Annotated in this window: 21 protein-coding genes; 11 read left to right on the top strand and 10 right to left on the bottom strand. The window is 71.9% G+C overall.

From position 1 onward, the window contains the following. Window positions 1–256 precede the first annotated feature (256 nt). Together ACSMX9_RS09585 and ACSMX9_RS09580 are read left to right on the top strand one after the other, a co-directional pair. Complete coding sequence (locus ACSMX9_RS09585) at window positions 257–1,420, top strand: XRE family transcriptional regulator (protein ID WP_445401617.1); 1,164 nt, start codon at window positions 257–259, stop codon at window positions 1,418–1,420. Window positions 1,421–1,818: 398 nt separating this feature from the next. Continuing rightward, entirely contained in the window at window positions 1,819–2,808 is a 990-nt protein-coding gene (locus tag ACSMX9_RS09580; RefSeq protein ID WP_445401615.1) for a malate dehydrogenase, read from the top strand. Window positions 2,809–2,876: 68 nt separating this feature from the next. Here the strand turns inward: ACSMX9_RS09580 and ACSMX9_RS09575 are convergent, their stop codons facing one another. Further along, a complete protein-coding gene (locus ACSMX9_RS09575; RefSeq protein ID WP_445401613.1) occupies window positions 2,877–3,491 on the bottom strand; it encodes a DUF5753 domain-containing protein in 615 nt (204 codons plus the stop codon). Window positions 3,492–3,696: 205 nt separating this feature from the next. Here ACSMX9_RS09575 and ACSMX9_RS09570 point away from each other — a divergent pair, with 205 nt between their 5' ends. The 4 genes from ACSMX9_RS09570 to ACSMX9_RS09555 all read left to right on the top strand — a co-directional run bounded on the left by ACSMX9_RS09570 (window position 3,697) and on the right by ACSMX9_RS09555 (window position 6,102). Beyond that, on the top strand, window positions 3,697–3,900 hold the full coding sequence (locus tag ACSMX9_RS09570) for a hypothetical protein (RefSeq protein WP_445401611.1): 204 nt from the start codon (window positions 3,697–3,699) through the stop codon (window positions 3,898–3,900). A gap of 2 nt (window positions 3,901–3,902) precedes the next feature. Beyond that, window positions 3,903–4,439: a DUF6879 family protein gene (locus ACSMX9_RS09565; protein WP_445401609.1), complete on the top strand. Its 537-nt coding sequence runs from the start codon at window positions 3,903–3,905 to the stop codon at window positions 4,437–4,439. Continuing rightward, the gene (locus tag ACSMX9_RS09560) at window positions 4,436–5,278 is read left to right on the top strand and encodes a helix-turn-helix domain-containing protein (protein WP_445401607.1); all 843 of its coding nucleotides are present in this window, start codon (window positions 4,436–4,438) and stop codon (window positions 5,276–5,278) included. The genes ACSMX9_RS09565 and ACSMX9_RS09560 overlap by 4 nt, the downstream gene beginning before the upstream one ends. A gap of 410 nt (window positions 5,279–5,688) precedes the next feature. Continuing rightward, a complete protein-coding gene (locus ACSMX9_RS09555) occupies window positions 5,689–6,102 on the top strand; it encodes a hypothetical protein (RefSeq protein WP_445401606.1) in 414 nt (137 codons plus the stop codon). Window positions 6,103–6,114: 12 nt separating this feature from the next. Here ACSMX9_RS09555 and ACSMX9_RS09550 read toward each other — a convergent pair whose 3' ends face one another. Further along, window positions 6,115–6,492, bottom strand: coding sequence for a VOC family protein (locus ACSMX9_RS09550; protein ID WP_445401604.1), 378 nt, complete (start codon window positions 6,490–6,492; stop codon window positions 6,115–6,117). A gap of 53 nt (window positions 6,493–6,545) precedes the next feature. Further along, complete coding sequence (locus ACSMX9_RS09545; RefSeq protein WP_445401602.1) at window positions 6,546–7,175, bottom strand: acyl-CoA thioesterase; 630 nt, start codon at window positions 7,173–7,175, stop codon at window positions 6,546–6,548. Between the two features lie 238 nt (window positions 7,176–7,413). Here ACSMX9_RS09545 and ACSMX9_RS09540 point away from each other — a divergent pair, with 238 nt between their 5' ends. After that, the gene (locus tag ACSMX9_RS09540) at window positions 7,414–8,781 is read left to right on the top strand and encodes an LCP family protein (RefSeq protein WP_445401600.1); all 1,368 of its coding nucleotides are present in this window, start codon (window positions 7,414–7,416) and stop codon (window positions 8,779–8,781) included. 70 nt (window positions 8,782–8,851) lie between these two features. On the opposite strand, the gene ACSMX9_RS09535 is transcribed toward ACSMX9_RS09540, so the two are convergent. Further along, window positions 8,852–10,324, bottom strand: a complete 1,473-nt coding sequence (locus ACSMX9_RS09535; RefSeq protein WP_445401598.1) for an LCP family protein — start codon at window positions 10,322–10,324, stop codon at window positions 8,852–8,854. Window positions 10,325–10,502: 178 nt separating this feature from the next. Here ACSMX9_RS09535 and ACSMX9_RS09530 point away from each other — a divergent pair, with 178 nt between their 5' ends. Further along, on the top strand, window positions 10,503–11,510 hold the full coding sequence (locus tag ACSMX9_RS09530) for a glycosyltransferase family 2 protein (RefSeq protein ID WP_351247914.1): 1,008 nt from the start codon (window positions 10,503–10,505) through the stop codon (window positions 11,508–11,510). A 26-nt stretch (window positions 11,511–11,536) separates the two neighbouring features. Here ACSMX9_RS09530 and ACSMX9_RS09525 read toward each other — a convergent pair whose 3' ends face one another. From ACSMX9_RS09525 to ACSMX9_RS09515, 3 genes are all read right to left on the bottom strand, one after another. Further along, a complete protein-coding gene (locus ACSMX9_RS09525) occupies window positions 11,537–13,291 on the bottom strand; it encodes an LCP family protein (protein WP_445401596.1) in 1,755 nt (584 codons plus the stop codon). 71 nt (window positions 13,292–13,362) lie between these two features. After that, the gene (locus ACSMX9_RS09520; protein WP_445401594.1) at window positions 13,363–15,192 is read right to left on the bottom strand and encodes an LCP family protein; all 1,830 of its coding nucleotides are present in this window, start codon (window positions 15,190–15,192) and stop codon (window positions 13,363–13,365) included. 294 nt (window positions 15,193–15,486) lie between these two features. Next, complete coding sequence (locus ACSMX9_RS09515; protein WP_445401592.1) at window positions 15,487–16,242, bottom strand: TIGR03089 family protein; 756 nt, start codon at window positions 16,240–16,242, stop codon at window positions 15,487–15,489. Window positions 16,243–16,437: 195 nt separating this feature from the next. Here ACSMX9_RS09515 and ACSMX9_RS09510 point away from each other — a divergent pair, with 195 nt between their 5' ends. Then, window positions 16,438–17,823 carry a peptidoglycan recognition protein family protein gene (locus ACSMX9_RS09510; protein WP_445401590.1) on the top strand — a complete coding sequence of 462 codons (1,386 nt, stop codon included), beginning with the start codon at window positions 16,438–16,440 and terminating at the stop codon, window positions 17,821–17,823. 121 nt (window positions 17,824–17,944) lie between these two features. Continuing rightward, window positions 17,945–19,027: a sugar phosphate nucleotidyltransferase gene (locus tag ACSMX9_RS09505; RefSeq protein WP_445401588.1), complete on the top strand. Its 1,083-nt coding sequence runs from the start codon at window positions 17,945–17,947 to the stop codon at window positions 19,025–19,027. 242 nt (window positions 19,028–19,269) lie between these two features. On the opposite strand, the gene ACSMX9_RS09500 is transcribed toward ACSMX9_RS09505, so the two are convergent. The 3 genes from ACSMX9_RS09500 to ACSMX9_RS09490 all read right to left on the bottom strand — a co-directional run bounded on the left by ACSMX9_RS09500 (window position 19,270) and on the right by ACSMX9_RS09490 (window position 20,389). Next, window positions 19,270–19,701 carry a hypothetical protein gene (locus tag ACSMX9_RS09500; RefSeq protein WP_445401586.1) on the bottom strand — a complete coding sequence of 144 codons (432 nt, stop codon included), beginning with the start codon at window positions 19,699–19,701 and terminating at the stop codon, window positions 19,270–19,272. Further along, window positions 19,698–19,901, bottom strand: coding sequence for a hypothetical protein (locus tag ACSMX9_RS09495; RefSeq protein WP_445401584.1), 204 nt, complete (start codon window positions 19,899–19,901; stop codon window positions 19,698–19,700). The genes ACSMX9_RS09500 and ACSMX9_RS09495 overlap by 4 nt, the downstream gene beginning before the upstream one ends. 68 nt (window positions 19,902–19,969) lie before the next feature. Then, complete coding sequence (locus ACSMX9_RS09490) at window positions 19,970–20,389, bottom strand: hypothetical protein (RefSeq protein WP_445401582.1); 420 nt, start codon at window positions 20,387–20,389, stop codon at window positions 19,970–19,972. A 139-nt stretch (window positions 20,390–20,528) separates the two neighbouring features. Between ACSMX9_RS09490 and ACSMX9_RS09485 the strand changes: the two genes are divergently transcribed. Beyond that, complete coding sequence (locus ACSMX9_RS09485) at window positions 20,529–21,863, top strand: transcriptional regulator (protein ID WP_445401580.1); 1,335 nt, start codon at window positions 20,529–20,531, stop codon at window positions 21,861–21,863. Window positions 21,864–21,923 lie beyond the last annotated feature (60 nt).

The following is a 21,923-nucleotide window of genomic DNA, read 5'->3' as shown; positions in this document are numbered from 1 at the left end:
ACCGAACGCCAGGTTCCGTATCGCGGACGGCCCCGACGATGGGACACTGGCGCGCAGGCACCGGACCCCTCGGCGTGCGAACGGCGCGCGCGGGGTGGTTCGAACGCCTCCGTGCGCCCCCGGGTGGGGAACTGGTCTCCCCGGCCCGGGCATCCCTGTGGGTAACCGGTCCGGTAGGGAGCACGGGTGCGTGGTTCACGTGTACACAGAGTGATGTAGACGGCGTACCGGTTCGTTCGGGGGGATAGGGGACACGATGCCTCGTTGGAAGGACTTGCCGGAGGAACTCGACCCGCAGGTCAAGGAGTTCACCGGGCAGCTCCGCAGGCTGGTCGACCGCAGCGGGCTCGGCATCGCCGCGCTCGCCGACCGCACGGGCTACAGCAAGACGTCGTGGGAGCGCTACCTGAACGGCCGGCTGCTCGCCCCGAAGGGCGCCATCGTCGCCCTCGCCGAGGTCACCGGCACCAACCCCGTCCACCTGACGACCCTGTGGGAACTGGCGGAGCGGGCGTGGAGCCGCTCCGAGATGCGCCATGACATGACCATGGAAGCCATCCGGATCTCCCAGGCGCGGGCCGCGCTCGGCGAGACCGGCGGCCCCGAGGCCGGCGGCCGGGCCGCCGCCCGCAAGGCCGCCGGCTCGCGCCCCGGCCCCACCGCCCTGCCGGGACGCCCCGGCGGAGCACCCGCCGGCCGGGGCGGCGCCCACGCCGCCCGCGGCCCCAAGCACTCCACCCCGCCCGGGGGCACCCCCGGTGCCGACGTCACCTTCCAGAGCGTCCGCTACCAGGGCCCGCTCGGCGGGGCCGTCCCCAACGGCCCCGCCGCCCGCCGTCCCGCCCACGCCGCCCCTCCCGGCACACCCCCGCCCGGTCGCCCCGCCGGCGGACCCCCGCCCGGCCCCGGCCGTCCCGGCGGCCCTGCTGCCGGCAAGCGGAGGGCCACCCTCCTCGCTGCCGGCGCGGTCGGCGCGGTCCTCCTGGTCGTGGGGGCGTTCTACCTCGCCGGCGGCTTCGGCGGCGGCGAGGAGGCGGAGGCCAAACCGACCCCGTCCGCCCCGGCCAGCAAGAAGCCGCTGCCCGCCGGGGTGGAGTGCAGCGGCACCGACTGCACCGGCAAGGACCCGGAGACCATGGGCTGCGGCGGCGAGTACGCGCGCACCGCCAGCACCGTCCGGGTCGGCGCCGCCACCGTCGAGGTCCGCTACAGCAAGACCTGCGAGGCCGCCTGGGCGCGGATCACCCAGGCGACCGGCGGCGACACCCTGGAGATCGCCGCCCCCGGCGCCAAGAAGCAGACCGGCGAGGTGGGCGCCGCGCCCGACAGCGACGCCTACACGCCGATGGTGGCGGTCAAGACCGCCGACGACGCCAAGGCGTGCGCCGTCGTCGCGGCCACCAAGGGCTGCACGGAGTAGCCCCCACCGACACCCCGCCGCCGCTGCGACCGCACGAGCCCGACCGGGCCCGTGCGGTCGACGCTTTCCGGCCGAATCGGCCGCACCCCACCCCGCACCCCCGCCCCGCACGCCCCCACCGCCCCGCGCCCCACCACCCGCCGCCCGGGCCCGCAGCCCCCGCCCGGCGCCCGCGACGGCAGGGAACCGGCCGTCGCGGGCGGCGCCGGCCGGGCTGTGGGGCGGGCCACACGGCCCCGCCCCACCGGGTCGGCCGGGGCGCGATAGCCTGACCGCGGATCTCTCTTGACGCCAAGAGATCGATCATCCGAACCGATGATCGATCACCCGGCCGCTCGCACGGGGTCCCGCATCCGGGGCAGGGACGCCCCACCGCCAGCTGTCATACGGAGAACGCCATGACCCGCACTCCCGTGAACGTCACCGTCACCGGCGCGGCCGGCCAGATCGGTTACGCCCTGCTCTTCCGTATCGCCTCCGGCCAGCTCCTCGGCGCGGACGTGCCGGTCCGGCTGCGGCTCCTGGAGATCACCCCGGCGCTCAAGGCCGCCGAGGGCACCGCGATGGAACTCGACGACTGCGCCTTCCCGCTGCTCCAGGGCATCGACATCAGCGACGACCCGACCGTCGCCTTCGACGGCGCCAACGTGGCCCTGCTGGTCGGCGCCCGCCCCCGCACCAAGGGCATGGAGCGCGGCGACCTGCTGGAGGCCAACGGCGGCATCTTCAAGCCGCAGGGCAAGGCCATCAACGACCACGCCGCCGACGACATCAAGGTCCTCGTGGTGGGCAACCCGGCCAACACCAACGCCCTGATCGCCCAGGCCGCCGCCCCGGACGTGCCGGCCGAGCGCTTCACCGCGATGACCCGCCTCGACCACAACCGCGCGCTCACCCAGCTCGCCAAGAAGACCGGCACCACGGTCGCCGACATCAAGCGCCTCACCATCTGGGGCAACCACTCGGCCACCCAGTACCCGGACGTCTTCCACGCCACCGTCGGCGGCAAGAACGCCGCCGAGGTCGTGGGCGACGAGAAGTGGCTGGCCGAGGAGTTCATCCCGACCGTCGCCAAGCGCGGCGCCGCGATCATCGAGGCCCGTGGCGCGTCCTCCGCCGCCTCCGCCGCGAACGCCGCCGTCGACCACGTCCACACCTGGGTCAACGGCACCGCCGAGGGCGACTGGACCTCCATGGGCATCCCCTCGGACGGCTCCTACGGCGTCCCCGAGGGCCTCATCTCGTCCTTCCCGGTCACCACCAAGGACGGCGTCTACGAGATCGTCCAGGGCCTGGACGTCAACGAGTTCTCCCGCGCCCGCATCGACGCCTCGGTCCAGGAACTGGCCGAGGAGCGCGAAGCGGTCCGCGCCCTGGGCCTCATCTGACGCCCGCCCCGCAGCACCCCGCCCGCTGCCCCCGGCCGCCCGGCCGGGGGCAGCGGCGTTCCGGCGACTCACCCCAGGGCGTCCAACTCCGCCCGGATCAGCCCCCGCGCCTCCTCGCCGTAGACCGCGGACCGCCGGAGCCAGTCGAACGCCTTCACGTACACCGCGACCTCGGCCGGCTCGGTGACGTCGAGGGCGGAGGCCACGGTCTCCACCGAGACGAGGGCGCCGTCGTAGATGTTGAAGCCGTGCTCGGGGAGCGCAACCAGTTCGGCCCGCGAGGGGATGATCCCCAGCCGCAGACCGTTCCACTCGGTGGCGTCCAGGAGGTGCGCCAGCTGCCCCCTCATCACCTCCACGCCTCCGAACCGTCGGCGGAGCGCTTGCTCGCCGAGCAGCGTGTGGTAGGTACGCCCGTCTTGCCCGATGAGCGCGGCCCGTGCGGTGCGCGCGGCGACGCCGGCCTCGATGTCGTCGGGTACCTCGTGGAACTCCACGACCCTTCGTAGTACGGCTCGGGCGTAGTCGGGCGTCTGGAGATTTCCCCAGATCAGCTCGGGACAGTAGCTCTGGGAGTCGCGGGTGCGGTGCACCAGGTCGAGTACCTCGCCCTGAACGGGGCCGGTTCCGTCTTGCAGAACCGTGGACCACGGCTCGGAGGTGGGCGTTGCAGAGGTCGTCATGCATGAAGTCTGCCCCGACTGTGCTGACTTGCGAACCCGGAGTCGTCCCCGACCCCCGGATATGAGCCCTTCTGATGACCGGCGCCAACGGTGATGAGCAAGTGTGCCGTGCAACCGTCGCTTCACTCGCAATCGCGCGCAATTGACCGGACCCGACGCGGGATCTGCCGCACTCTGGTGCTCCAGCCATCGAGAAGGGAAAGCGATGACGCTCAAGTTCCTCGGCACCACGTCGGATGAGGGAGACTGCCCAACCTTGTACGAGGTGGTGGGGGAAGGGAAGATCGTCGTGCAGGGTGACCGTCTGCTGGACCCCGAACACCTGGCCCAGCTGCGCGATGTCAAGGAATCCGAGACCTTCGTAGTGGTTCCCAGGGAGCTGCTGGTCAAGTTCAGCCCGAAGGAGTGACGGTGGGGGATCTGACGCCCTTCGCCTCGGTTGCCGGCCTCTTCGAGAAATTCGAACACTCCGCATGGAGGCTGGAAACGCGCAGGGGTTATGCGTCCGACCGCGGCAGCGACAAGTGGAGCCGCTGGCAGAGAGGGGAGAACATCGGTAGCGATCCGGACAACTCGTGGCGCCGCAACATTCGTGCACAGGTGGCGAAGGGCAAGCGGGTCGAACGGGTACGCCTCGTGGACGACCCCCCTACGGAGGGGCAGAGGTTCTTGCTCGCCAGCGCGATCAGCAACGTGCGGGCGGGAGAGGACATTCGCAACATGTACCGCGGGGAGGCCGAGCGTCTGGGGTTGCCCGAGTTCGACTTCTGGTTGTTCGATTCCCGCATCCTGGTCAAGTTCCACTTCGACCAGGAGGACACCACGCTCGGGGTCGAGGTCACCGAGGAACCGCGGCAAGTCCTGACTGCCTGTCAAATCAGGGAAGTGGCTTGGCACCATGCCATCCCCACCGATGAGTTCGCCCGCCGGATACCTTCCAGTGCGTGAGCACTGATTATCAGAGGGCGAGGACCGTGCTCGGTGCGCGGCTCCGTGAGCTGCGCACCGAGGCGGGATTCGACGGCAAGGGAGTGGCCGAACTTCTAGGCTGGCAACGTTCGAAGGTCAGTCGACTGGAGAACGGCAAACAGACTCCCTCGGCGGCCGACCTGGTCGCTTGGGCGGAGGCTGTGGGGCAGCCTGGACTGGCGGATGAGCTGACCGCTCAGCTCAAGGGTCTGGAAACGCGCTACCGCTCCTGGCGGAGGCAGCTGGGGAGCGGACATCGACCTCGCCAAGAGCTGGGCATCCTGGAGACCCAGGTCACCAGGGTCACTCGTGCCATGGAAGTGGTCCGCATTCCAGGGTTGTTGCAGACGGCGGGGTACGCCCACAACGTGTTCAGCGTGGCCGCCGAGTTCCGCCAATCGCCCAAGGACACCGAAGAAGCCGTGCGCGCCAGGTTGCGCAGGCAGCAGGCGCTCTACGAGCCTGGTCGAACCTTTCACTTCCTTCTGTGGGAGGGCGCGCTACACGCCCGCACCTGCTCGCCCGAAGTGATGGCCAGCCAACTGGACAGGCTGATGAGCGTGATCGGACTGGACACGGTCACGCTCGGCGTCATCCCCACGACTGCCACGTTGAAGCGCGCACCCTCACACGGCTTCTGGATCTACGACCGTCGGGTGGTCGTGGTGGAGACGATCGGTGCCGAACTCTGGTTGGACGACACCGAGACCATCCGTGTGTACGAGAAGGCATGGGACTGGTTGATGGAGTCGGCGGTGCATGGAGCACAAGCCCAGCGGTTGATCACACGGGCCAGAAGCATGCTCGCATCGGGTTGAGCAACCCTCCCCTCGTCCTGACAGGACGTGAGCAATCGTGCTCAATGGGGCAGCGGCGCTCGGTCCGTTCTCCCTAGGGTCCCAGTTGCCCCGCACCCGGCCGACGTACCCGCCAAGGACTCCGGCCGGACGCGGGGTCGCACCCGCAAGGCGGCGCGGGGACCCGCCCCGCGTCGCGTACGCGCGCTGGAGGTCACCATGCGGCACCTGTTGCTCCCGGTCAAGGCCGACCCCGAAGACGACGACGGCAAGGGCGGCAACGACGACGGCGGTTGCGGCGACGGCGACGGCTGCGGCCGTCGCTGACCCAACCGTGGTCCGGGCACGGACTCCCGACGGCGCACCGCGCGCACCGTGTACGTGCGGTCGGGAGCCGCGCCCGGGCCACCCGCAGAGAGACGAGCGTCGGCGTGCAACGACACCACCACGGTTACACCTGGCTGGGCAGCGGGTTCGAGCTCCACCGGGACGGTCCCCGCAGGGACACCCACCCGACGTTCCCCGGCAATGCGCTGCCGCCCCTGGAGGTGGCCCACTGGCTGCTGAAGCCCGCCGCGCAGGTGCGCGGCACCTGGTCCGAGCCCGGGGCCGCCCTGGAGTGGTACGCGGCGCAGGTCCTGCCGCACCTGGAGGCGTTCGTCTCGGAGTGGGAGCGGACGGCCGCCCCGGTCCGGATCGGTGCGGCCCGGGAGCGGCTGCTCGCCGGGGACGACGTGGTGGGCGGCTGGTGGCTGGCCGGACAGCGGTTCCTCTCGGTGAGCCTGGTGGCCTGCTCGCCGCACCGGGCCCGCCCGGAGTTCCGCTGCCCGGCCCCGGCCGGCTGACCGGCGGGCGCGTCAGCCGGTGCCGCGCTCCGCTGCGCTGCGCTCCACGCACAGCTCGTTGCCCTCCGGGTCGGCGAGGGTGACCCAGCCCGAGCCGTCCGGGCGGCGGTGGTCGCCGGTGACGGTAGCGCCGAGGGCGACGAGGCGTTCGACCTCCTCGTCGCGGGTGCGGTCCTGGGGCTGGAGGTCGAGGTGGACCCGGTTCTTGACGGTCTTGCCCTCGGGGACGCGGATGAACAGGAGCCCGACGCCGGCCGAGACGACCTGTGCCTCGGGGTCACCGGGGTGGTCGTCGTCGCCGAGGCGTCCGTCCAGCGCCCGGGCCCAGAAGGAGGCGAGGGCGTAGGGGTCGGCACAGTCGAAGGTTGCGTGACGCACGAGGGAAGCCATGCCGGAACCCTAGAAGGGGCGTCGGGTCCCGGCACCGGGTTTTCGGCGTGGCGTCAGTCGAGGATGCCGTCGGCGATCCGGCGGGCCCGCAGCTCGCGGATCGCCGCGCGCCGCGCGAGGCGGTGGGTGCGCCGGATCTGGGCCTCCTGGTAGCGCCGCCGGTCCCGCTCGGTCTCCGGCTCCACCGGGGGCACGACCCGCGGTTTGCCGTCCGCGTCGACGGCGGTGAAGACGAGGTACGCCGAACCGACCTGGGTGGCGGTCGTCGACTCGTTCCAGCGTTCGGCGAGCACCCGGACCCCGACCTCCATGGAGGTCCGTCCGGTCCAGTTGACCTGTGCCTTCACATGGACGAGGTCACCGACCCGGACCGGCTCCAGGAACACCATCTCGTCCATGGAGGCGGTGACCGCGGGGCCGCCGGAGTGCCGTCCGGCCACCGCGCCCGCGGCGTCGTCCACCAGTTTCATGATCACACCGCCGTGCACCGTCCCCAGGAGGTTGGTGTCGTTGTGGGTCATGATGTGGCTCAGCGTCGTGCGCGAGGCCGAGGTGGGCTTGCCGGGGATACCGGGTGCGCCGGGGTCGGGGGAGCCGCCTTCGGCGCGGGTGGCGCCGGTCGCGGTGGGGGAGCCGTGGCCGCCGGGGTCGCCGGACTCCACGACGGGGGGTTGCGCTGTCATGTCCTCCACTGTATGGCGTGCGCCGGCGTCCGTTTCCCGCCCTCTCGCGCCCCTGCGCGACCCCTGGCGTCCCGCACGGCGCACGGCCACGCGTACGGGCGCCGGAACACCTGCCGAACGCCCCGGGCGCCGTTGAACGGCCGCAGACGGTGCAAAATGCATCAGCTCTGCAACAGGGGTGCTCCGAGACTCCCCCCGCCCTGTCAGCGGCCGGCTGTGAGCCGGCACACTTGTGCACATGAGCGAATGGCCCGAGGGGCGCAGCGGTCGAAGCCGCGGCGGTGAAGGATACGGTCGCGGCAGCGCCAGCGAGCAGCCCGAGCGTGCCCGCGTGATGAGGCACGTCCAGCGAGGCCAGGGCGGCCAGGGCATTCAGTGGGGGCAACAGGGGCAACAGGGGCAACAAGGCCAGCGGGGCGGCCGCCCCGCACGCCCCCCGGCACCGCCGCAGGGCGTGCCCCCGCAGCACGGGTACGGGCACGACGGCCGCCAGGGCGGCGGGCCGCAGGGCTACGACAGCGGCTACAACACCGGCCAGGTCTACGGCTCGCCCCAGGGCGGCGGCGGAGCCGGCCGCGGGGGCGGGGACGACGGCCACTTCCGCCCCGGCGGCGCCCCCCGCCCGGCGCCCGACTGGAAGCGGCGCATCAAGGTCGGTTCGCTGACCCTGCTCGTGGTGCTGCTCGTGGTGTCCGTCGGCACGTACTTCTGGGCCGATTCCAAGCTCAACCGCGAGGTCGACCTCTCCAAGGTCATCGAGCGCCCCGGGGGCGGCGACGGCACCACCTACCTGATCGTCGGCTCCGACAGCCGCGAGGGCATGTCCGACGAGGAGAAGGAGAAGCTGCACACCGGCTCCGCCGCCGGCAAGCGCACCGACTCCATGATGATCCTGCACGTCGGCGGCAACGGGAACACGATGATCTCGCTGCCCCGCGACTCGGACGTCGAGATCCCCTCCTTCGTGGGCTCCGACTCCGGCAAGCGGTTCGAGGGCACCGGCCGCCGGGTCAAGCTGAACGCCGCCTACGCGATGGACGGCCCCGAACTCCTCGTCCGCACCGTCGAGCACAACACCGGACTGCGGATCGACCACTACGCGGAGATCGGTTTCGGCGGCTTCGCCAAGATCGTGGACGCGGTCGGCGGCGTCGAGATGAACATCGAGAAGGGCTTCAAGGACAAGCGGTCCGGTGCCGACTTCGAAGCCGGCAAGCAGACCCTGGACGGCCAGCAGGCGCTCGCCTTCGTCCGCACCCGCTACGCCTTCGCCGGCAGCGACCTGGACCGCACCAAGAACCAGCAGAAGTTCCTCTCCGCGCTGGCCAGCCAGACGGCGACGCCCTCCACCGTCCTCAACCCCTTCAAGCTCTACCCGACGATGGGCGCCGGCCTGGACACCCTGATCGTCGACGAGGACATGGGCCTGTTCGACCTCACCGAGATGTTCTGGGGCATGAAGGGCGTCACCGGCGGCGACGGCGTGTCGATGAACATCCCCCTCTCCGGTTCCCGGGGCGGCAACCTGGTCTGGGACCAGGCGAAGGTCAAGACGCTGGTCGAGCAGTTGAAGAACGGCGACGCGGTCACCGTCCGCGGCAACTGACCGCGCACCCCACCGCACGCGGAGGCGGGCGCCCGAACCGGGTGCCCGCCTCCGCGGCGTCGGGCCCCGGTCAGGCGCAGGTCACCTCGTCGCCGGGGACCGCCCCGAACTCGCCGGCGTCCGCCGCCCTCGCCACCCGGACCCGGGTGACGCCCTCGTGCCCGGCGCCCACCACCACCCGCATCACCGGCCCGCGCCCGGCCTCCTCCCGCAGCTCCGCGCCCGGCAGCGCCGCCGCCAGCGAGGCCGCGGAACGGTCCCACCGGGGGTCGTAGTGGATGACGGTGCGCTCGGCGGTGCGGTCCGCGGCGTCCGCGGCCAGCCCCGTCGTCCGGAAGCCGGTGGACCGCAACTCCGCGTCGACCTCGGCGCCGAGGCCCGCCGTGCCGGTGCCGTTCTCGACCTGCACCCGGACCTGGTCCGGGGCCACCTCCACCTTCACCGCCTTGGACCGCGCGCGCACTGCGAGCGGCCGGTCGTCGCGCAGCGCCCGGAAGAGCCGCTCGGCCTTCGCCCCGTCCCACTTCACGGTGGAGCCGATGCCCTTGACCGGGAACGCCACGTCGTCGATGGGCACGGTCGTGAACTCCGACGAGGAGGGCGAGAAGCCCCGCATGGCCCGCCCCAGGGTCAGCATCTCGTCGGTGCCGAAGCCCTCGGAGGCCCGCAGCGAACCCAGCGAGGCCCGGGCGAGCTCGCGGAACCGCACCGGGTTGAGCAGCACCCCCGACGAGGTGGCCTTGGCGATCAGCGCGGCCACGAACGCCTGTTGCCGCTGCATCCGCCCCAGGTCGGCGGCGCCGTCGACGTGCCGGGACCGCACGTACTGGAGCGCCTGGCCGCCGTTCAGCTCGTGCGGTCCGGCGGCCAGGTCCAGCCCGGTGGCCCGGTCCTTCAGCGGCTTCGCGGCGCAGATGCGCACCCCGCCGACCACGTCCACGGTCCGCATGAAGCTGACGAAGTCGACCTCCAGGTAGTGGTCGATCTTCACTCCGGTCACGTGCTCCACGGTGCGCACCGTCAGCGGCGGTCCGCCCTCGGCGTAGGCGGCGTTCAGCCGCACCGGGTGCGCGGCGTGCTGCTTCCCGGTCGTCCGGTCGAGGTGCTCGGGGACCTCCGCGTACGAGTCGCGGGGCAGGCTCACCACGCTGGCCCGCTCCAGGTCCTCCGACAGGTGCACGATCATGATGGTGTCGGTGCAGTGGCACGGGGCCCCGCCCAGCCGGTACTTCTCCTTCTCCTCCGGGGTGATCCGGTCGCGGCCGTCGGTGCCGACGAGCAGGAAGTTGGTTCCGTGACCGGCCCGCGGCCGGTTCTTCATGTCCTTGAACGCGTCCACCCGTTGGATCTCCGCGTCGATGCCCGTCATCAGGGCGTGCCCGATGCCCCCCGCGGCCAGCACCGTCACCGACAGGGCCGTGACCGTGCGCCGCACCCAACGGTGCCGTCCGCGCCGTCCGCGCGGGCGTGCCGCTGCGGCGGCGGGGCCGCGGCCTCCTCCCCGGGGCGCGGGTCGGACGGGACGGCGGGGCGGCTGCGGCACGGGGACGACACCTCTGCGGACGGCACGGTTCGGTGGGCGTGACCGTCGGGCCGGGGCCTCGCGGACCGGCCGGGGCCGTGCGGCCAAGGGCGACGGTACGTCCATAGGAAATGCTGCCCGCCTGATCGGGCCGGACGGCGCGCGACCGTGTCCCCCGTTCGCGGTAACGTGAAGGACGATGAACGCCACGCCCGCCCCTCAGCACCCTCCCGTCTCCGTGATCATGCCGGTCCTCAACGAGGAGCGGCACCTGCGCGGAGCCGTCCACGCGATCCTCGCCCAGCAGTACGAGGGCGAGATGGAGGTCGTGATCGCTCTCGGGCCATCCACCGACCGCACCGACGAGATCGCCGCGGAACTCGTCCGCGAGGACCCCCGGGTGCACACCGTGCCCAACCCCACCGGCCGTACCCCCGCCGCGCTGAACGCCGCGATCAAGGCGTCCCGGCACCCGGTCGTCGTCCGCGTCGACGGGCACGGGATGCTCTCGCCGGACTACATCGCCACCGCCGTGCGGCTGCTGGACGAGACCGGCGCCCAGAACGTCGGCGGCATCATGCACGCCGAGGGCGAGAACGACTGGGAACGGGCCGTCGCCGCGGCGATGACCTCCCGGATCGGGGTCGGCAACGCGGCCTTCCACACCGGCGGCCAGGCCGGCCCCGCGGAGACCGTGTACCTCGGGGTGTTCCGTCGCGAGGCCCTGGAACAACAGGGCGGCTACAACGTGGAGTTCATCCGCGCCCAGGACTGGGAACTGAACTTCCGCATCCGCGGGGCCGGGGGGCTGATCTGGTTCTCGCCCGAGCTGCGGGTCTCCTACCGCCCGCGGCCCAGCGTGCGCGCCCTCGCCAAGCAGTACAAGGACTACGGGCGTTGGCGGCACGTGGTCGCCCGCTACCACTCGGGCTCGATCAACCTGCGCTACCTGGCGCCGCCCGCCGCGGTGTGCGCGATCGCCGCGGGCACGGTGGCCGGGGCCCTGGTGACCCCGTTCGCCTTCGCCGTCCCGGCGGGCTACCTCGCCGCGATCGCCGCCGGCTCGGTGCCCGCCGGCCGCGGCCTGCCGCTCGCCGCACGGCTACGGATTCCGGTGGCCCTCGCCACCATGCACATGTCCTGGGGCTGGGGCTTCCTCACCAGCCCCAAGTCCCTCGCCAAGCGCGTCATCGCCTCCCGCCGCTGAGGCCCTGCGCGGGGAGGTCCGCCGGCTCAGTAGGTGAAGTCCGGGTTGACCTCCATGCAGGTGCCCTCGTCGGCGCCGTTCAGCAGGTCCGCGGACTTCGGTGCGGCATCGTCCTCGGCCCGCTCGGGGAAGGCGTTCCCCTCGCGCCAGTCGGCACCGACCGTCAGCGTCACCCCGGTGACGTCCGTGGACCGCTGGACCGACGACAGCGGGATGCCCATCACCTTGGCGACGCGCTGCGCGTCGCCCTCCAGCTCCGCGCTCGGGTACCTGATCACCGTGCGGTCCTCGACGACGGCCCGCTGGGTGTCCGCGGCGGACCGGGTGAAGCCCTCGGCGACCAGGAGCTGCGCCACCGCCGAGGCACGGCCCGCCGCGGGGGCGAGCGCGTCGGTGCGGGTGCCGTTGACCACGTGGACGGCGATCTCGGAGTCCACGGCGGCCGGGTCGTCCGACGCCTTCGGCTTCTTCCGCTTCTTGCCCTTGCCGTCCAGCGGGACGTCCTCCCGGACCAGCCGGAACAACTGCTCGGCCTCGCCCGGCTTGGGCACCACCCGCGGGCCGAGGTAGTCGAAGGGCATCGTGGTCATGGTGATCCGCTCCGGCGGCACCTTGCGCAGTTCCTCGCCCAGGTCGTACAGCTTCATCACGGTGTCCAGCCCGCGGTCCACGGTGAGCGCCCGGGTGGCGGTCTCGGCGAGCGCCCGCAGCTTGCCGGGGTTGCTGAGCGTCGCGTTCTCCCGCAGTTCCCGGACCATGGAGCTCATGTACATGTGCTGGGCCTTGGCCCGGCCTATGTCGCTGCCGTCCCCGAACCCGTAGCGGGTGCGCAGCCACTGGAGGGCCTGCTCGCCCTGGACGGAGTGGGTGCCCTCGGGGAGCTTGAGGCCCGAGCCTTTGTCGTCGGCGGTGTGGGAGTAGATGTTCTTGTCGACGCAGACGGGGACCCCGCCGATGGCGTCGGCCATGTCGACGACGCCGGCGAAGTCGACCTGGATGAAGTGGTTGATGTGGATGTCGGTGAGCTTCTCCCAGGTGGCGACCGTGCAGCCGGCGCCGCCGCGACCCAGCGACTGGTTGGTCATCACCCGCCCCCGGCTGGCCTCGTGGACCTCGCCCTCGGGGTCGGTGCAGGTGGGGATCTCGACGAGGGTGTCCCGGGGCATGCTGATCACGGACATGTTGGAGCGGTCCGCGGAGACGTGCACCAGCATCTGGACGTCGGCGAGCGGGGCCGCGCCGACGTTGTCCCGGCCGCCGCCGAGGCGCAGGTTCTCCTCGGAGTTCCGGCTGTCGGAACCGATGAGGAGGATGTTCAGGGGGGTCTGGCCGGCGGCGTTGGGCGTGGGGGTGGGCGCCTTGTGCTCGCCGATGTTCAGCTCGCCCTTGCGGATGTTGCCGTTGAGGTGGCGGTAGTAGAGGTAGCCGGCGCCGGAGGTGCCGAGTATGAGGACCGCGAGGACCATCGCCGACCAGCGGAGCACGCGCCGCCGCCGGCGGCGGGCCGGTCGGCCGCCGCGGCCGGTGCGCCGGCCGTCGCCGGGCCCCTTGGGACCGGGGCGGGAGCCGGCGCCCCCGGCGGGCCGGGACGGGTCCCGCGGTTCGCGCGGGGCGAGCGCGGCGACGCTGCCGCCGCCGGCGCCCTCCCCGGCGTCCGGTCCGTCCGGCGCGTGGTCGCCCTCCGCGGGGTCGTCCACGAGTTCCGTTCCGCTCCGGGCGGACGCGCCGGCACGGCGGACGCGTGGACGGGATCCCTCCCCCCGCATGCCACTTCGCCCCATTCGCAACCCCTCCCAGCGCGTTGCCGAAGTCGTTCGGGTCGTTCTGTGAGACGCCCGAGAGCCCCGAAGGGTTACTTCGCGCAGACCGCCTTGTCCGCCTCGATCTTCTGGACGCCCTCCGGCACCTGCTTCGGAGAGCTGATCGGCACTCCCGCGCCCTTGTAGTCCGGACCGAGCGTCAGCACGATCGCGGGGAGCCCCTGCGCGTTCGGCTCGCTCTCGCCCGGCTTCATGGCGGCGGCCGGCAGACCCATGATGCTGGCCAACCGCCGGGCCTGGTCGGCCTGGTCGGGTGCGTAGGCGAGCTGGGTCCTGGGGACGTCGGCCGGTGCGTTGCCGAGCTGGCTGGATTTGAGCACGCCCTCAGTGTTCTGCAAGTAGGTGAGAGTTTCCTGAGCGGAGCCGGCCCGGGCGCCGCCGTTGTAGATGCTGACCCGCACGTCGGCCGGGTCGGCCATCGGGCCCTTCAGCAGCTTGGCCTGACTGGCCTTCTCCTCCTTCGCCTTCGCCTTCTTCTCCCGTTCGACCTCGGTCAGTGACACGTCGTCACGGATCATCGCGAACAACGGCAGGGCCTTGGGGGTGTCGACGATGACGGTGGACTTGATCCGCTCGGCCGGGTTGTCGAGGACGGGCAGGGTGGCGAAGGTGATGTTCTTCGGGTCGACCTTCGACAGTTCCAGGCCCACGTCCTTCAGCTTGTTGATGCTGCCGATCCCGGTGTCCACCTCCAGGGCCTTGGTGGCGGCCTCGGCGAGGTCCATCATCCGGGCGGGGTTGGTCAGCGTGTCGTTCGACTTCAGCTTGCGCATCAGCGAGCCGAGGAACTGCTGCTGCACCTGGATGCGGTCGAGGTCGCCCTTGTTGCCGAAGCTGCCCCGGGTCCGGACGAACGCGAGGGCCTGCTCGCCCTCGATGGTGTGCTTGCCCGCCTCCAGCTTGAGGTGGGACTTGGGGTCGTCGACGTCCTTGGCCACGCACACCTCCACCCCGCCCACGGCGGTGGTGAGGGTCTTCACCGCGTTGAAGTCGGCGAGCATGAAGTGGTCGACGGGGACGCCGGTCAACTCCTCGACGGTGCGCATCGCGCAGCCGGCGTCGCGCCCCCCCTGGCCGAGGCTGGTGTTGAAGCGGACGCCGCTCTCCCCGGGGATCACCTTCTCGGTGCCGTCCGGCTGCTTGGTCGGGCAGTCGGGGATGTCGGTGAGGAGGTCGCGGGGGATGCTCAGCGCCGTCGCGTTGGTGCGGTCCTTGGACACGTGCAGCAGCACGGTGGTGTCCGCGTGGCCGGCGCTGCCGGAGTCGCCGTAGCCGGCGTTGCCCTTGCCGGTGCGCTTGTCGGTGCCGATCAGCAGGATGTTGACGGCCTTGTCCTTGCTGAAGCCGCCGGCTCCGGCACTGCCCACGTCGGTGGTGGTGATGTTGTCGTTGAGGTGCTCGATGTAGAGGTAGGTGGCGGTGCCCGCCCCTATGAGGACCAGGGCGAGGACCCCGCCCGTCCAGGCCAGGGCCTTCTTCCCGCGGGACTTCTTCTTCCCGGACCGGCCTGCCGCCTTTCCGGCACCCCGGCCGCGGCGACGGCCGGCCGGCTCCGGGGGCGCACCGCGCCGCTTGCGCTGGCCGGGCACGTCGCCGCCGCCGGTGCGACGGGGCGCGCCGGCGCGCTCGGCGTTCCGTTCGGCGGGCGGTCGGCGCCGGGGCGGCGCACCGTCCACGTCCTGCGCGGGGGTGCGGGGGCCCGGGGGGCGCCGTCTGCGCCGCTCGGTGCTGCGCGGCGGGGGGACCGCCGACTGGTCGACGGAGGTGTCCAACCGAAGCTCGTACTCCCCGGTCTGCGGGTTGAGTACCCACTGGTCAGCGGGGTCGACCTCGTCCCCCGCCCCACGGCCTTGCGCATCCACGCTGTCTACGTCCTCCGTCAGGCCCCACGCGGCGCCACCCCCTCGAAGGCGCGCGGTAGCTCGGTCACTCAGTGCTCGGTGCACGCCGACCGTCGGCACCGGGATCGCTCACACTATCCGCCCAATTGGGCGCAGAGCGACGGCGGTGACACATTCCACGTGTTTATAAGTGGGCAAACCATGTCATTCTCCCGCTTCGTGGGGTGTCACTCGGTGCCGTGCGGCGGGCTCGCCGTCCAGGGCGCGCCCACCGGGCCTCCGGGCGGGCCCGGGGCCCGGACGCCGCCCGCCCGGTCAGCGGGCCGTGGCGGTCACGTGCTCGGCCTCGACCCGCCGGGCGAGCGCCTCCTCGTCGAGCGCCCCGGCGTTCCGGCACAGCACCACCGAACCCCCGGCGGCCAGCGGACCGTACAGGCCGGCGGCCAGCCCGTCCCAGGTGTCGTAGCCGCGCAACGACATCACCCGGGCGCCCGGGCCGACGATCCCGAGCCGCTCGGCGTCGGCGCCGGCCCGCTCGACGACCTCCGCCCCCGAGTGCTCCGCGCCCGCCACGACCAGCGCCGCCGCCTCCGGGTCCACGGGTGCGAACGGAACGAACCGGTCGCCCTGGGAGGGCACCTCGACCGCGTAGTCGAGGAAGCCCTCCGGCGGCACCGGGAAGCGTCCGCCCAGCGGGCGCAGCGCCAACGCCACCCGCTCCCCCCGGCAGGCCCGGGCCGCTTCCAGCGCGTCGGGGCCGGCCACCACCACGTCGGCCCGGGCCGGTTCGCCGCCCACGTCGGCGACGGCGCCCACCGAGGAGCAGGCCAGCAGCCACACGGCGGTCTGCCAGTGGGCGGGCAGCAACAGCGCCACCCGGTCGCCGGGCTCCACGGAGAGTTCGCCCTGGAGGAGGTTGGCGGTCTTGGCCACCCAATTGGCGAAGGTCGCCACGGACAATTCGACCCGTTCCCCGGTCGCATCGTCGTAGAAGGTCACCAGCGGGCGGGACGGATCGGCGGCCAGCGCGGATCGCAGCAGGTCGGCGGGGGTGCGGTCGGTGGCGTTCACCCGCGCAAGGGTACGCGTCCGCGGTGCGTGGCGTAGGCGGGCGGTGGCCGGGCCCGAGGACCGGGCGGGTGAGGGGGAGCGGTCCGCCCGGGTGAACGCGGCACCCCGCGCGGGTGCGTGCGCACCCCGGCCGATCGGACGACCCGTCACTTCTCGGATGGACATAGTCATATATTCATGTTCACCATCGGGCACATGCGTGGATTCCTTGCTTCCTCCATCGGCGTCACGTGCGCGGTCGTCCTGACCCTCCCGCTCACCCTCCCCACCGGAGCCCGGGCCGTCGCCCCGCGTGCCACGGACGTCGCACCCCCCACCGCCCCTCGCACCCTCCTCAAGGGCAACACGGACAGCACGGGTAACCGAGACACCATCAGCCACACGGCCGTCCCCGGCCGCACCCAGTCGCTGCCCCTCACCCCCCTCACGCCCCCGGTGACCCGAGCCGCCACGCGAACCCGAGCGACCGCCACCGACACGCAGGGGCTCACCCGTCGCACCGTCCGGCCCTTCTCGCTCCTGGGCATCGTCTGGCGCGACGCCCGCGCCGTGCTCGACGGCGACGTCCAGGTCCGCACCCGGGCCACCGCCACCGGCACCTGGTCCCCATGGCGGACCCTCGACGCCCACACCCACGACCACGCCGCCGACCCGGGCTCCGCCGAAGCCCGCTCCACCCGGGTGCGCGGGGCCACCGCCCCGCTCTGGGTCGGCGCCAGCGACGGCGTCGAGGTGCGCGTCACCCGCCCCGCACGCGGCACCACCACCGAACGCCACTCCCCGCTGCCCGCGGGACTCCGGCTGGAACTCGTCGACCCCGGCCCCGAACCGTCGCACCGCGCGGGCACCCGGGGCCTGCCCGCACCGGACGTTCCGGACCTCACCGACCTCGACCTGCCCGCGGGCCCCGCACTGGCCCTCCCGGCCGCCCTCGGCCGGCCGGCCGCCGTCGCACCCGCCCTGGCCACCGCCGCCCACACCGCCCCCCGCCCCGCGATCACCAGCCGCAAGAAGTGGGGCGCCGACGAGAGCCTGCGCGAAGGGGGCTACGCGTACACCGGGTCCGTCAAGGCGGCGTTCGTCCACCACAGCGCCACCGGCAACAACTACACCTGCGCCCAGGCACCCTCGGTCATCCGCGGTATCTACCGCTACCACGTCACGAGCAGCGGCTGGCGCGACATCGGCTACAACTTCCTGATCGACAAGTGCGGCACCGTCTACGAGGGCCGTGCCGGCGGCGTCGCCAAGGCCGTGCTCGGCGCGCACACCCTCGGCTTCAACGGCAACACCATGGGCATCGCCGTCCTCGGCTCCTACGGGAGCACCACCCCGCCGGCCGCCGCGGTCCGGGCCGTCGCTCGGCTCACCGCCTGGAAACTGGGGCTGTCCGGGGCCAATCCGCAGGGCAAGACATATCTCACCTCGGCCGGTGGCAATCTCTACCGAAAAGGAGAGAAGGTACGGCTCCACCGGATCTCCGGACACCGCGACGGCGTCGCCACCGGCTGCCCCGGAGCCCGCCTCTACGCGAAGTTGGGCACCGCACGCAGTACCGCGGCCCGCCTCCAAGGACGCTGATCACGCAACCACGGCCACCCCGATCGCGTCTGCCGGGCGGAGCCGGTCCGCACCGAACCGGTCCACGGCAACCGGCCGGCCGACGCGTCCGGCCGGCCCCGGCAGAAGGCAGAGACGACAGGTGACAGAAGCGATCCTCCTGGTGGGCGGCAAGGGCACCAGACTCCGCCCGCTCACGGTCAACACCCCCAAACCGATGGTCCCGGCGGCCGGAGTGCCCTTCCTGACCCACCAACTGGCCCGCGCCCGGGCCGCCGGCATCGAGCACATCGTGCTCGCCACCTCCTACCTCGCGGAGGTCTTCGAGCCGTACTTCGGCGACGGCTCCGCCCTAGGACTCCGCCTGGAGTACGTCACCGAACGCGAACCCCTCGGCACCGGCGGGGCGATCCGCAACGCCGCCGAACGCCTCCACGCCGCACCGGGCGACCCCGTCGCCGTCTTCAACGGGGACATCCTCACCGGCCTCGACATCCGCGCCCTGTTCGCCGCCCACGCCGAACACGGCGCCGACGTCTCCCTGCACCTGACGAAGGTCGCCGACCCGCGCGCCTACGGACTGGTGCCCACCGACCCCACCGGCCGGGTCACCGCGTTCCTGGAGAAGCCGCAGAGCCCCGAGGAGATCGTCACCGACCAGATCAACGCCGGCGCGTACGTGTTCCGACGCTCCGTCATCGACACCATCCCGGCCGGCCGACCCGTCTCCGTCGAACGGGAGACCTTCCCCGACCTGCTGGCCTCCGGCGCCCACCTCCAGGGCATGGTCGACTCCACCTACTGGCTCGACCTCGGCACCCCCCGGGCCTTCGTCCGCGGCTCGGCCGACCTCGTCCTCGGCCGCGCCCCCTCGCCCGCCGTGCCCGGCCGCTGCGGGGACCGGCTGGTGCTGCCCACCGCCCGGGTCGCCGCGGACGCCAAGCTCACCGGTGGCACCGTCATCGGCGACGGCGCCCGGGTCGGCGCCGGCGCCCGGATCAGCGGCAGCACCGTCCTGTCCGGCGCGGTCATCGCCCCCGACACCGTCATCACCGACTCCCTCGTCGGCGCCCGCGCCCACATCGGCGCCCGCACCACCCTGCGGGACACCGTCGTCGGGGACGACGCCCGGATCGGCCCCGACAACGAACTGCGCGACGGCGCCCGCGTGTGGTGCGGCGCCGCCCTCCCGGCCGGCTCCGTCCGCTTCTCCTCCGACCGCTGACACCGACCCCCGGCCCGCCACCGGGTGGTAGGACGGGGCGCATGACGAGGACCGTGCGCGGCCACCGTTGGTGCCGGGGCCCCCACCCCGAACAGGGGCGGCGCACCCGAACGGGCGGCCCGGAAGCGAGCGGGGTACGGAAACCGGCATCCCACCAGCTCAGTGACGCGCCACTCCGAGGGCGAGTGCGCCGAGGAGTGCGGCGACGGTGAGTATGCAGAGGAGTTGGTCGGTGCGGGGGTTCACCGTGCTGCCGTGGCTTGGTGGAGGAGTGCGGTGACGGCTTCGGGCGGACAGAGTCGCTGGCCGTTCGGGGGGATGACCCAGTAGCAGCGGTGGTGGCCGATCGGGTCGGTGAGGTCGGGGCGGGGGAGACCGAGGTAGGAGTCGGTGCCCAGGTATCGGGTGCTCGGATCCTCCTGCGGTGTGTGCGGGGGCACGAGGGCGTAGTGGTACTGGCTGGTGCGGTCGGTGAGGACGGGGCCGTGGAGGGTGTGGGTGAGGTAGATGCGGACCCGTTCGGGTTCGCGGGTGCGGGCGGCGGTGTGGACGAGGTCGGTGGGCATCCGGATCGCGGCGAACGCCTGCCCGCAGGGCACCAGGGCGATGCTCCGCCGCAACCACTGCTCCTGCACCTCCCGCGCCGACAGGACCGCCGAGAGGGGGTGGTTCATGGGGTGGGGTGCTCCAGGGTGGCGAAGTGGGCCCGGTCCGCGGTCTTCCACTCCCGCCGCAGCCGCTTGCCCTCCGGGCAACCGATCGGCTCCGGGAGGCAGTCGTCACACGTCCCGACGTGGCTCAGGTAGGCACGCCAGGCGGCCCGTTCTACGGCTTCGGCGGCCCGGGCGGGCTCGGTGCACCGCCGATGGATCACCCCACCTCCCGGGCCCTCGTCGGAGAACTCCCGCACCTCGATCGGCTCACCACATCGGACGCAGGGGTTCAGCACGAGCCCGCCCCCACCGACACCGTCACCGTGTCGCCCGCACCGGCCAGTGCGGCCAACGCCCGCAACACCACCACCAACCGCCGCTCACCCAGATGCTCCACCTGCCACAACGGCACCAACCGCGGAAAGCCCACCGCCACCACGAAGTCCAGGAACGCCCGCTCACCCGCGTCCAACACCAGAGAGTTGCGGTAACGCGCCTCGAACCGCGGCCAATCACAGTGCGCCGCCCTCCCGGTGTCCACGACGAGCAGGTCCCGCACGTCCTCTCGCGCGAGGACGTCACCCTCCTCGATCAACGCGGCGATCGCCACCCGCTCCGTGGCACCACGGGTGCTGGCCCACGCAGCGAGACGATCGGTGAGGAGCGGTACGGGGATCGTCAGGTCCGAACCTTGAGTGCTTTCGGTCATACAGGTAGTGAAGGGGGTGAGCAAGGGCTGGCGGAATTGAGTGCGGGTCGGATACCGCTGCGATGGGTTCACACACTGTGTGGATCCTGTCGCTCTACGCTGTTGGGCAGTAGATCCAGCTCACCGCCAGGTGGAGGTCATGGAGCCCAACACGTTGTTGGACGCGCTTCTTGATGAAGCAGGTATGTCCCGGGTCGGGCTCGCGACTCGGGTCAATCAGGCAGGACGGGCTAGAGGCCACCGCATGAACTATGACCACAGCTCAGTTATCCGTTGGCTGAGGGGGCAGCGTCCACGTGGCGTGGTTCCTGACCTCATCTGTGAGGTCGTTTCACAGCGCCTCGCTCGCAGGGTGACCTTGGAAGACATCGGGATGGGTTCCGCACCTGCTTGCTCGGTGTCACAGTCTTTGGAGCGCTTCATCGGCAAGGCCACTGCGTTGTGGCGTGGGGATCAGCAGCAGCGGAGTGATGTGCGCGGAGTCCCGGTTCTCACCGGCTTGCCTGCGGTGGGCCCTGTGTGGGAGTGGGAGAACCCGCCCGAGGACCTTGACGTGTCACGCCGCGGCAGCCTTCGAGTGGGTCTACCCGATGTTGCTGCACTCCGGGTCGCTCGCGGGCACTACGAGCAGATGTACCGAAGAGTGGGGGGAGTCGCGACTCATGCCCGCGTGACCGCGTTCCTCACCATGGACACGGCTCCGATCTTGCGTGGAACCTACAGCGACAGGGTTGGTCGCGAACTCTACCGAGCAGCAGGAGGAATCGTCGCGATCGCGGGGATCTGCGCCTACGATTCGGATGCTCAGGGTCTTGCGCAGCGCTACTTTCATCAAGCATTGAGGCTTGCCAAGGCAAGTGGCGACCGAGCATTCGGCGCGTACGTCATCGCCTTGCTCGTCAATCAGTCGCTCTTCACTGGGGAGTTGCGGCAGGCCGTCGCGTTCACGGAAGCGGCCCTACGGGCTGGTGGCCGCGCGCTCTCACCTGCGCTGGCGTGTGACCTGCATGCGATGCAGGCCAAGGCGTACAGCCGCATGGGTGACCAGAGCGGAGCCCACCAAGCCATGGCCCAGGCGGAGACCGCAGCCCAACAGATCAGGCGGGAAGAGGAACCTGACGAGACGGGATACGTAGAGCCGGGCCTGTTGGAGACTGCCATGGCTGACTCCCTCATGCGCCTGGGCGACACCACGCCCGCTTGCGAGTACGCATCGGAGGCAGCCGCGGTACAAACCCATGCTCGGGGGCGGGTGCATAGGCTCGCGACCTTGTCGGACTGCGAGTTGCGCGCAGGGCAGGTCGATCGAGCAGCCGACACCGCTAGGTCAATGCTGGAGACCATGCAGGGGATGGAGTCGCACCGCCTCACGGAACGACTGGTAACCGTGCGCACGCGCCTAGCTGTTACCCGCAGCACGACGGTTCAGGACGTGGTGCACCGTATCGACGACACGTTGCGCATTCCCCTCTGAGGCCTCCGCGTCGGTGTGTTGGGATAGGGGACCCCAGGGAAAGGGAATTTCGTGTCGGAG

This window comes from Streptomyces sp. LE64 (assembly GCF_052606915.1).
The sequence above is the reverse complement of the archived record's forward strand: the minus strand, read 5'-3'. Positions and strand labels throughout refer to the sequence as shown.

Coding starts and splice junctions, on each gene's coding strand:
- ACSMX9_RS09585 (WP_445401617.1), top strand. CDS start 257: ATGCCTCGTTGGAAGGACTTGCCGGAGGAACTCGACCCGCAGGTCAAG.
- ACSMX9_RS09580 (WP_445401615.1), top strand. CDS start 1,819: ATGACCCGCACTCCCGTGAACGTCACCGTCACCGGCGCGGCCGGCCAG.
- ACSMX9_RS09575 (WP_445401613.1), bottom strand. CDS start 3,491: ATGACGACCTCTGCAACGCCCACCTCCGAGCCGTGGTCCACGGTTCTG.
- ACSMX9_RS09570 (WP_445401611.1), top strand. CDS start 3,697: ATGACGCTCAAGTTCCTCGGCACCACGTCGGATGAGGGAGACTGCCCA.
- ACSMX9_RS09550 (WP_445401604.1), bottom strand. CDS start 6,492: ATGGCTTCCCTCGTGCGTCACGCAACCTTCGACTGTGCCGACCCCTAC.
- ACSMX9_RS09545 (WP_445401602.1), bottom strand. CDS start 7,175: ATGACAGCGCAACCCCCCGTCGTGGAGTCCGGCGACCCCGGCGGCCAC.
- ACSMX9_RS09540 (WP_445401600.1), top strand. CDS start 7,414: ATGAGCGAATGGCCCGAGGGGCGCAGCGGTCGAAGCCGCGGCGGTGAA.
- ACSMX9_RS09530 (WP_351247914.1), top strand. CDS start 10,503: ATGAACGCCACGCCCGCCCCTCAGCACCCTCCCGTCTCCGTGATCATG.
- ACSMX9_RS09525 (WP_445401596.1), bottom strand. CDS start 13,291: ATGGGGCGAAGTGGCATGCGGGGGGAGGGATCCCGTCCACGCGTCCGC.
- ACSMX9_RS09510 (WP_445401590.1), top strand. CDS start 16,438: ATGCGTGGATTCCTTGCTTCCTCCATCGGCGTCACGTGCGCGGTCGTC.
- ACSMX9_RS09500 (WP_445401586.1), bottom strand. CDS start 19,701: ATGAACCACCCCCTCTCGGCGGTCCTGTCGGCGCGGGAGGTGCAGGAG.
- ACSMX9_RS09490 (WP_445401582.1), bottom strand. CDS start 20,389: ATGACCGAAAGCACTCAAGGTTCGGACCTGACGATCCCCGTACCGCTC.
- ACSMX9_RS09485 (WP_445401580.1), top strand. CDS start 20,529: ATGGAGCCCAACACGTTGTTGGACGCGCTTCTTGATGAAGCAGGTATG.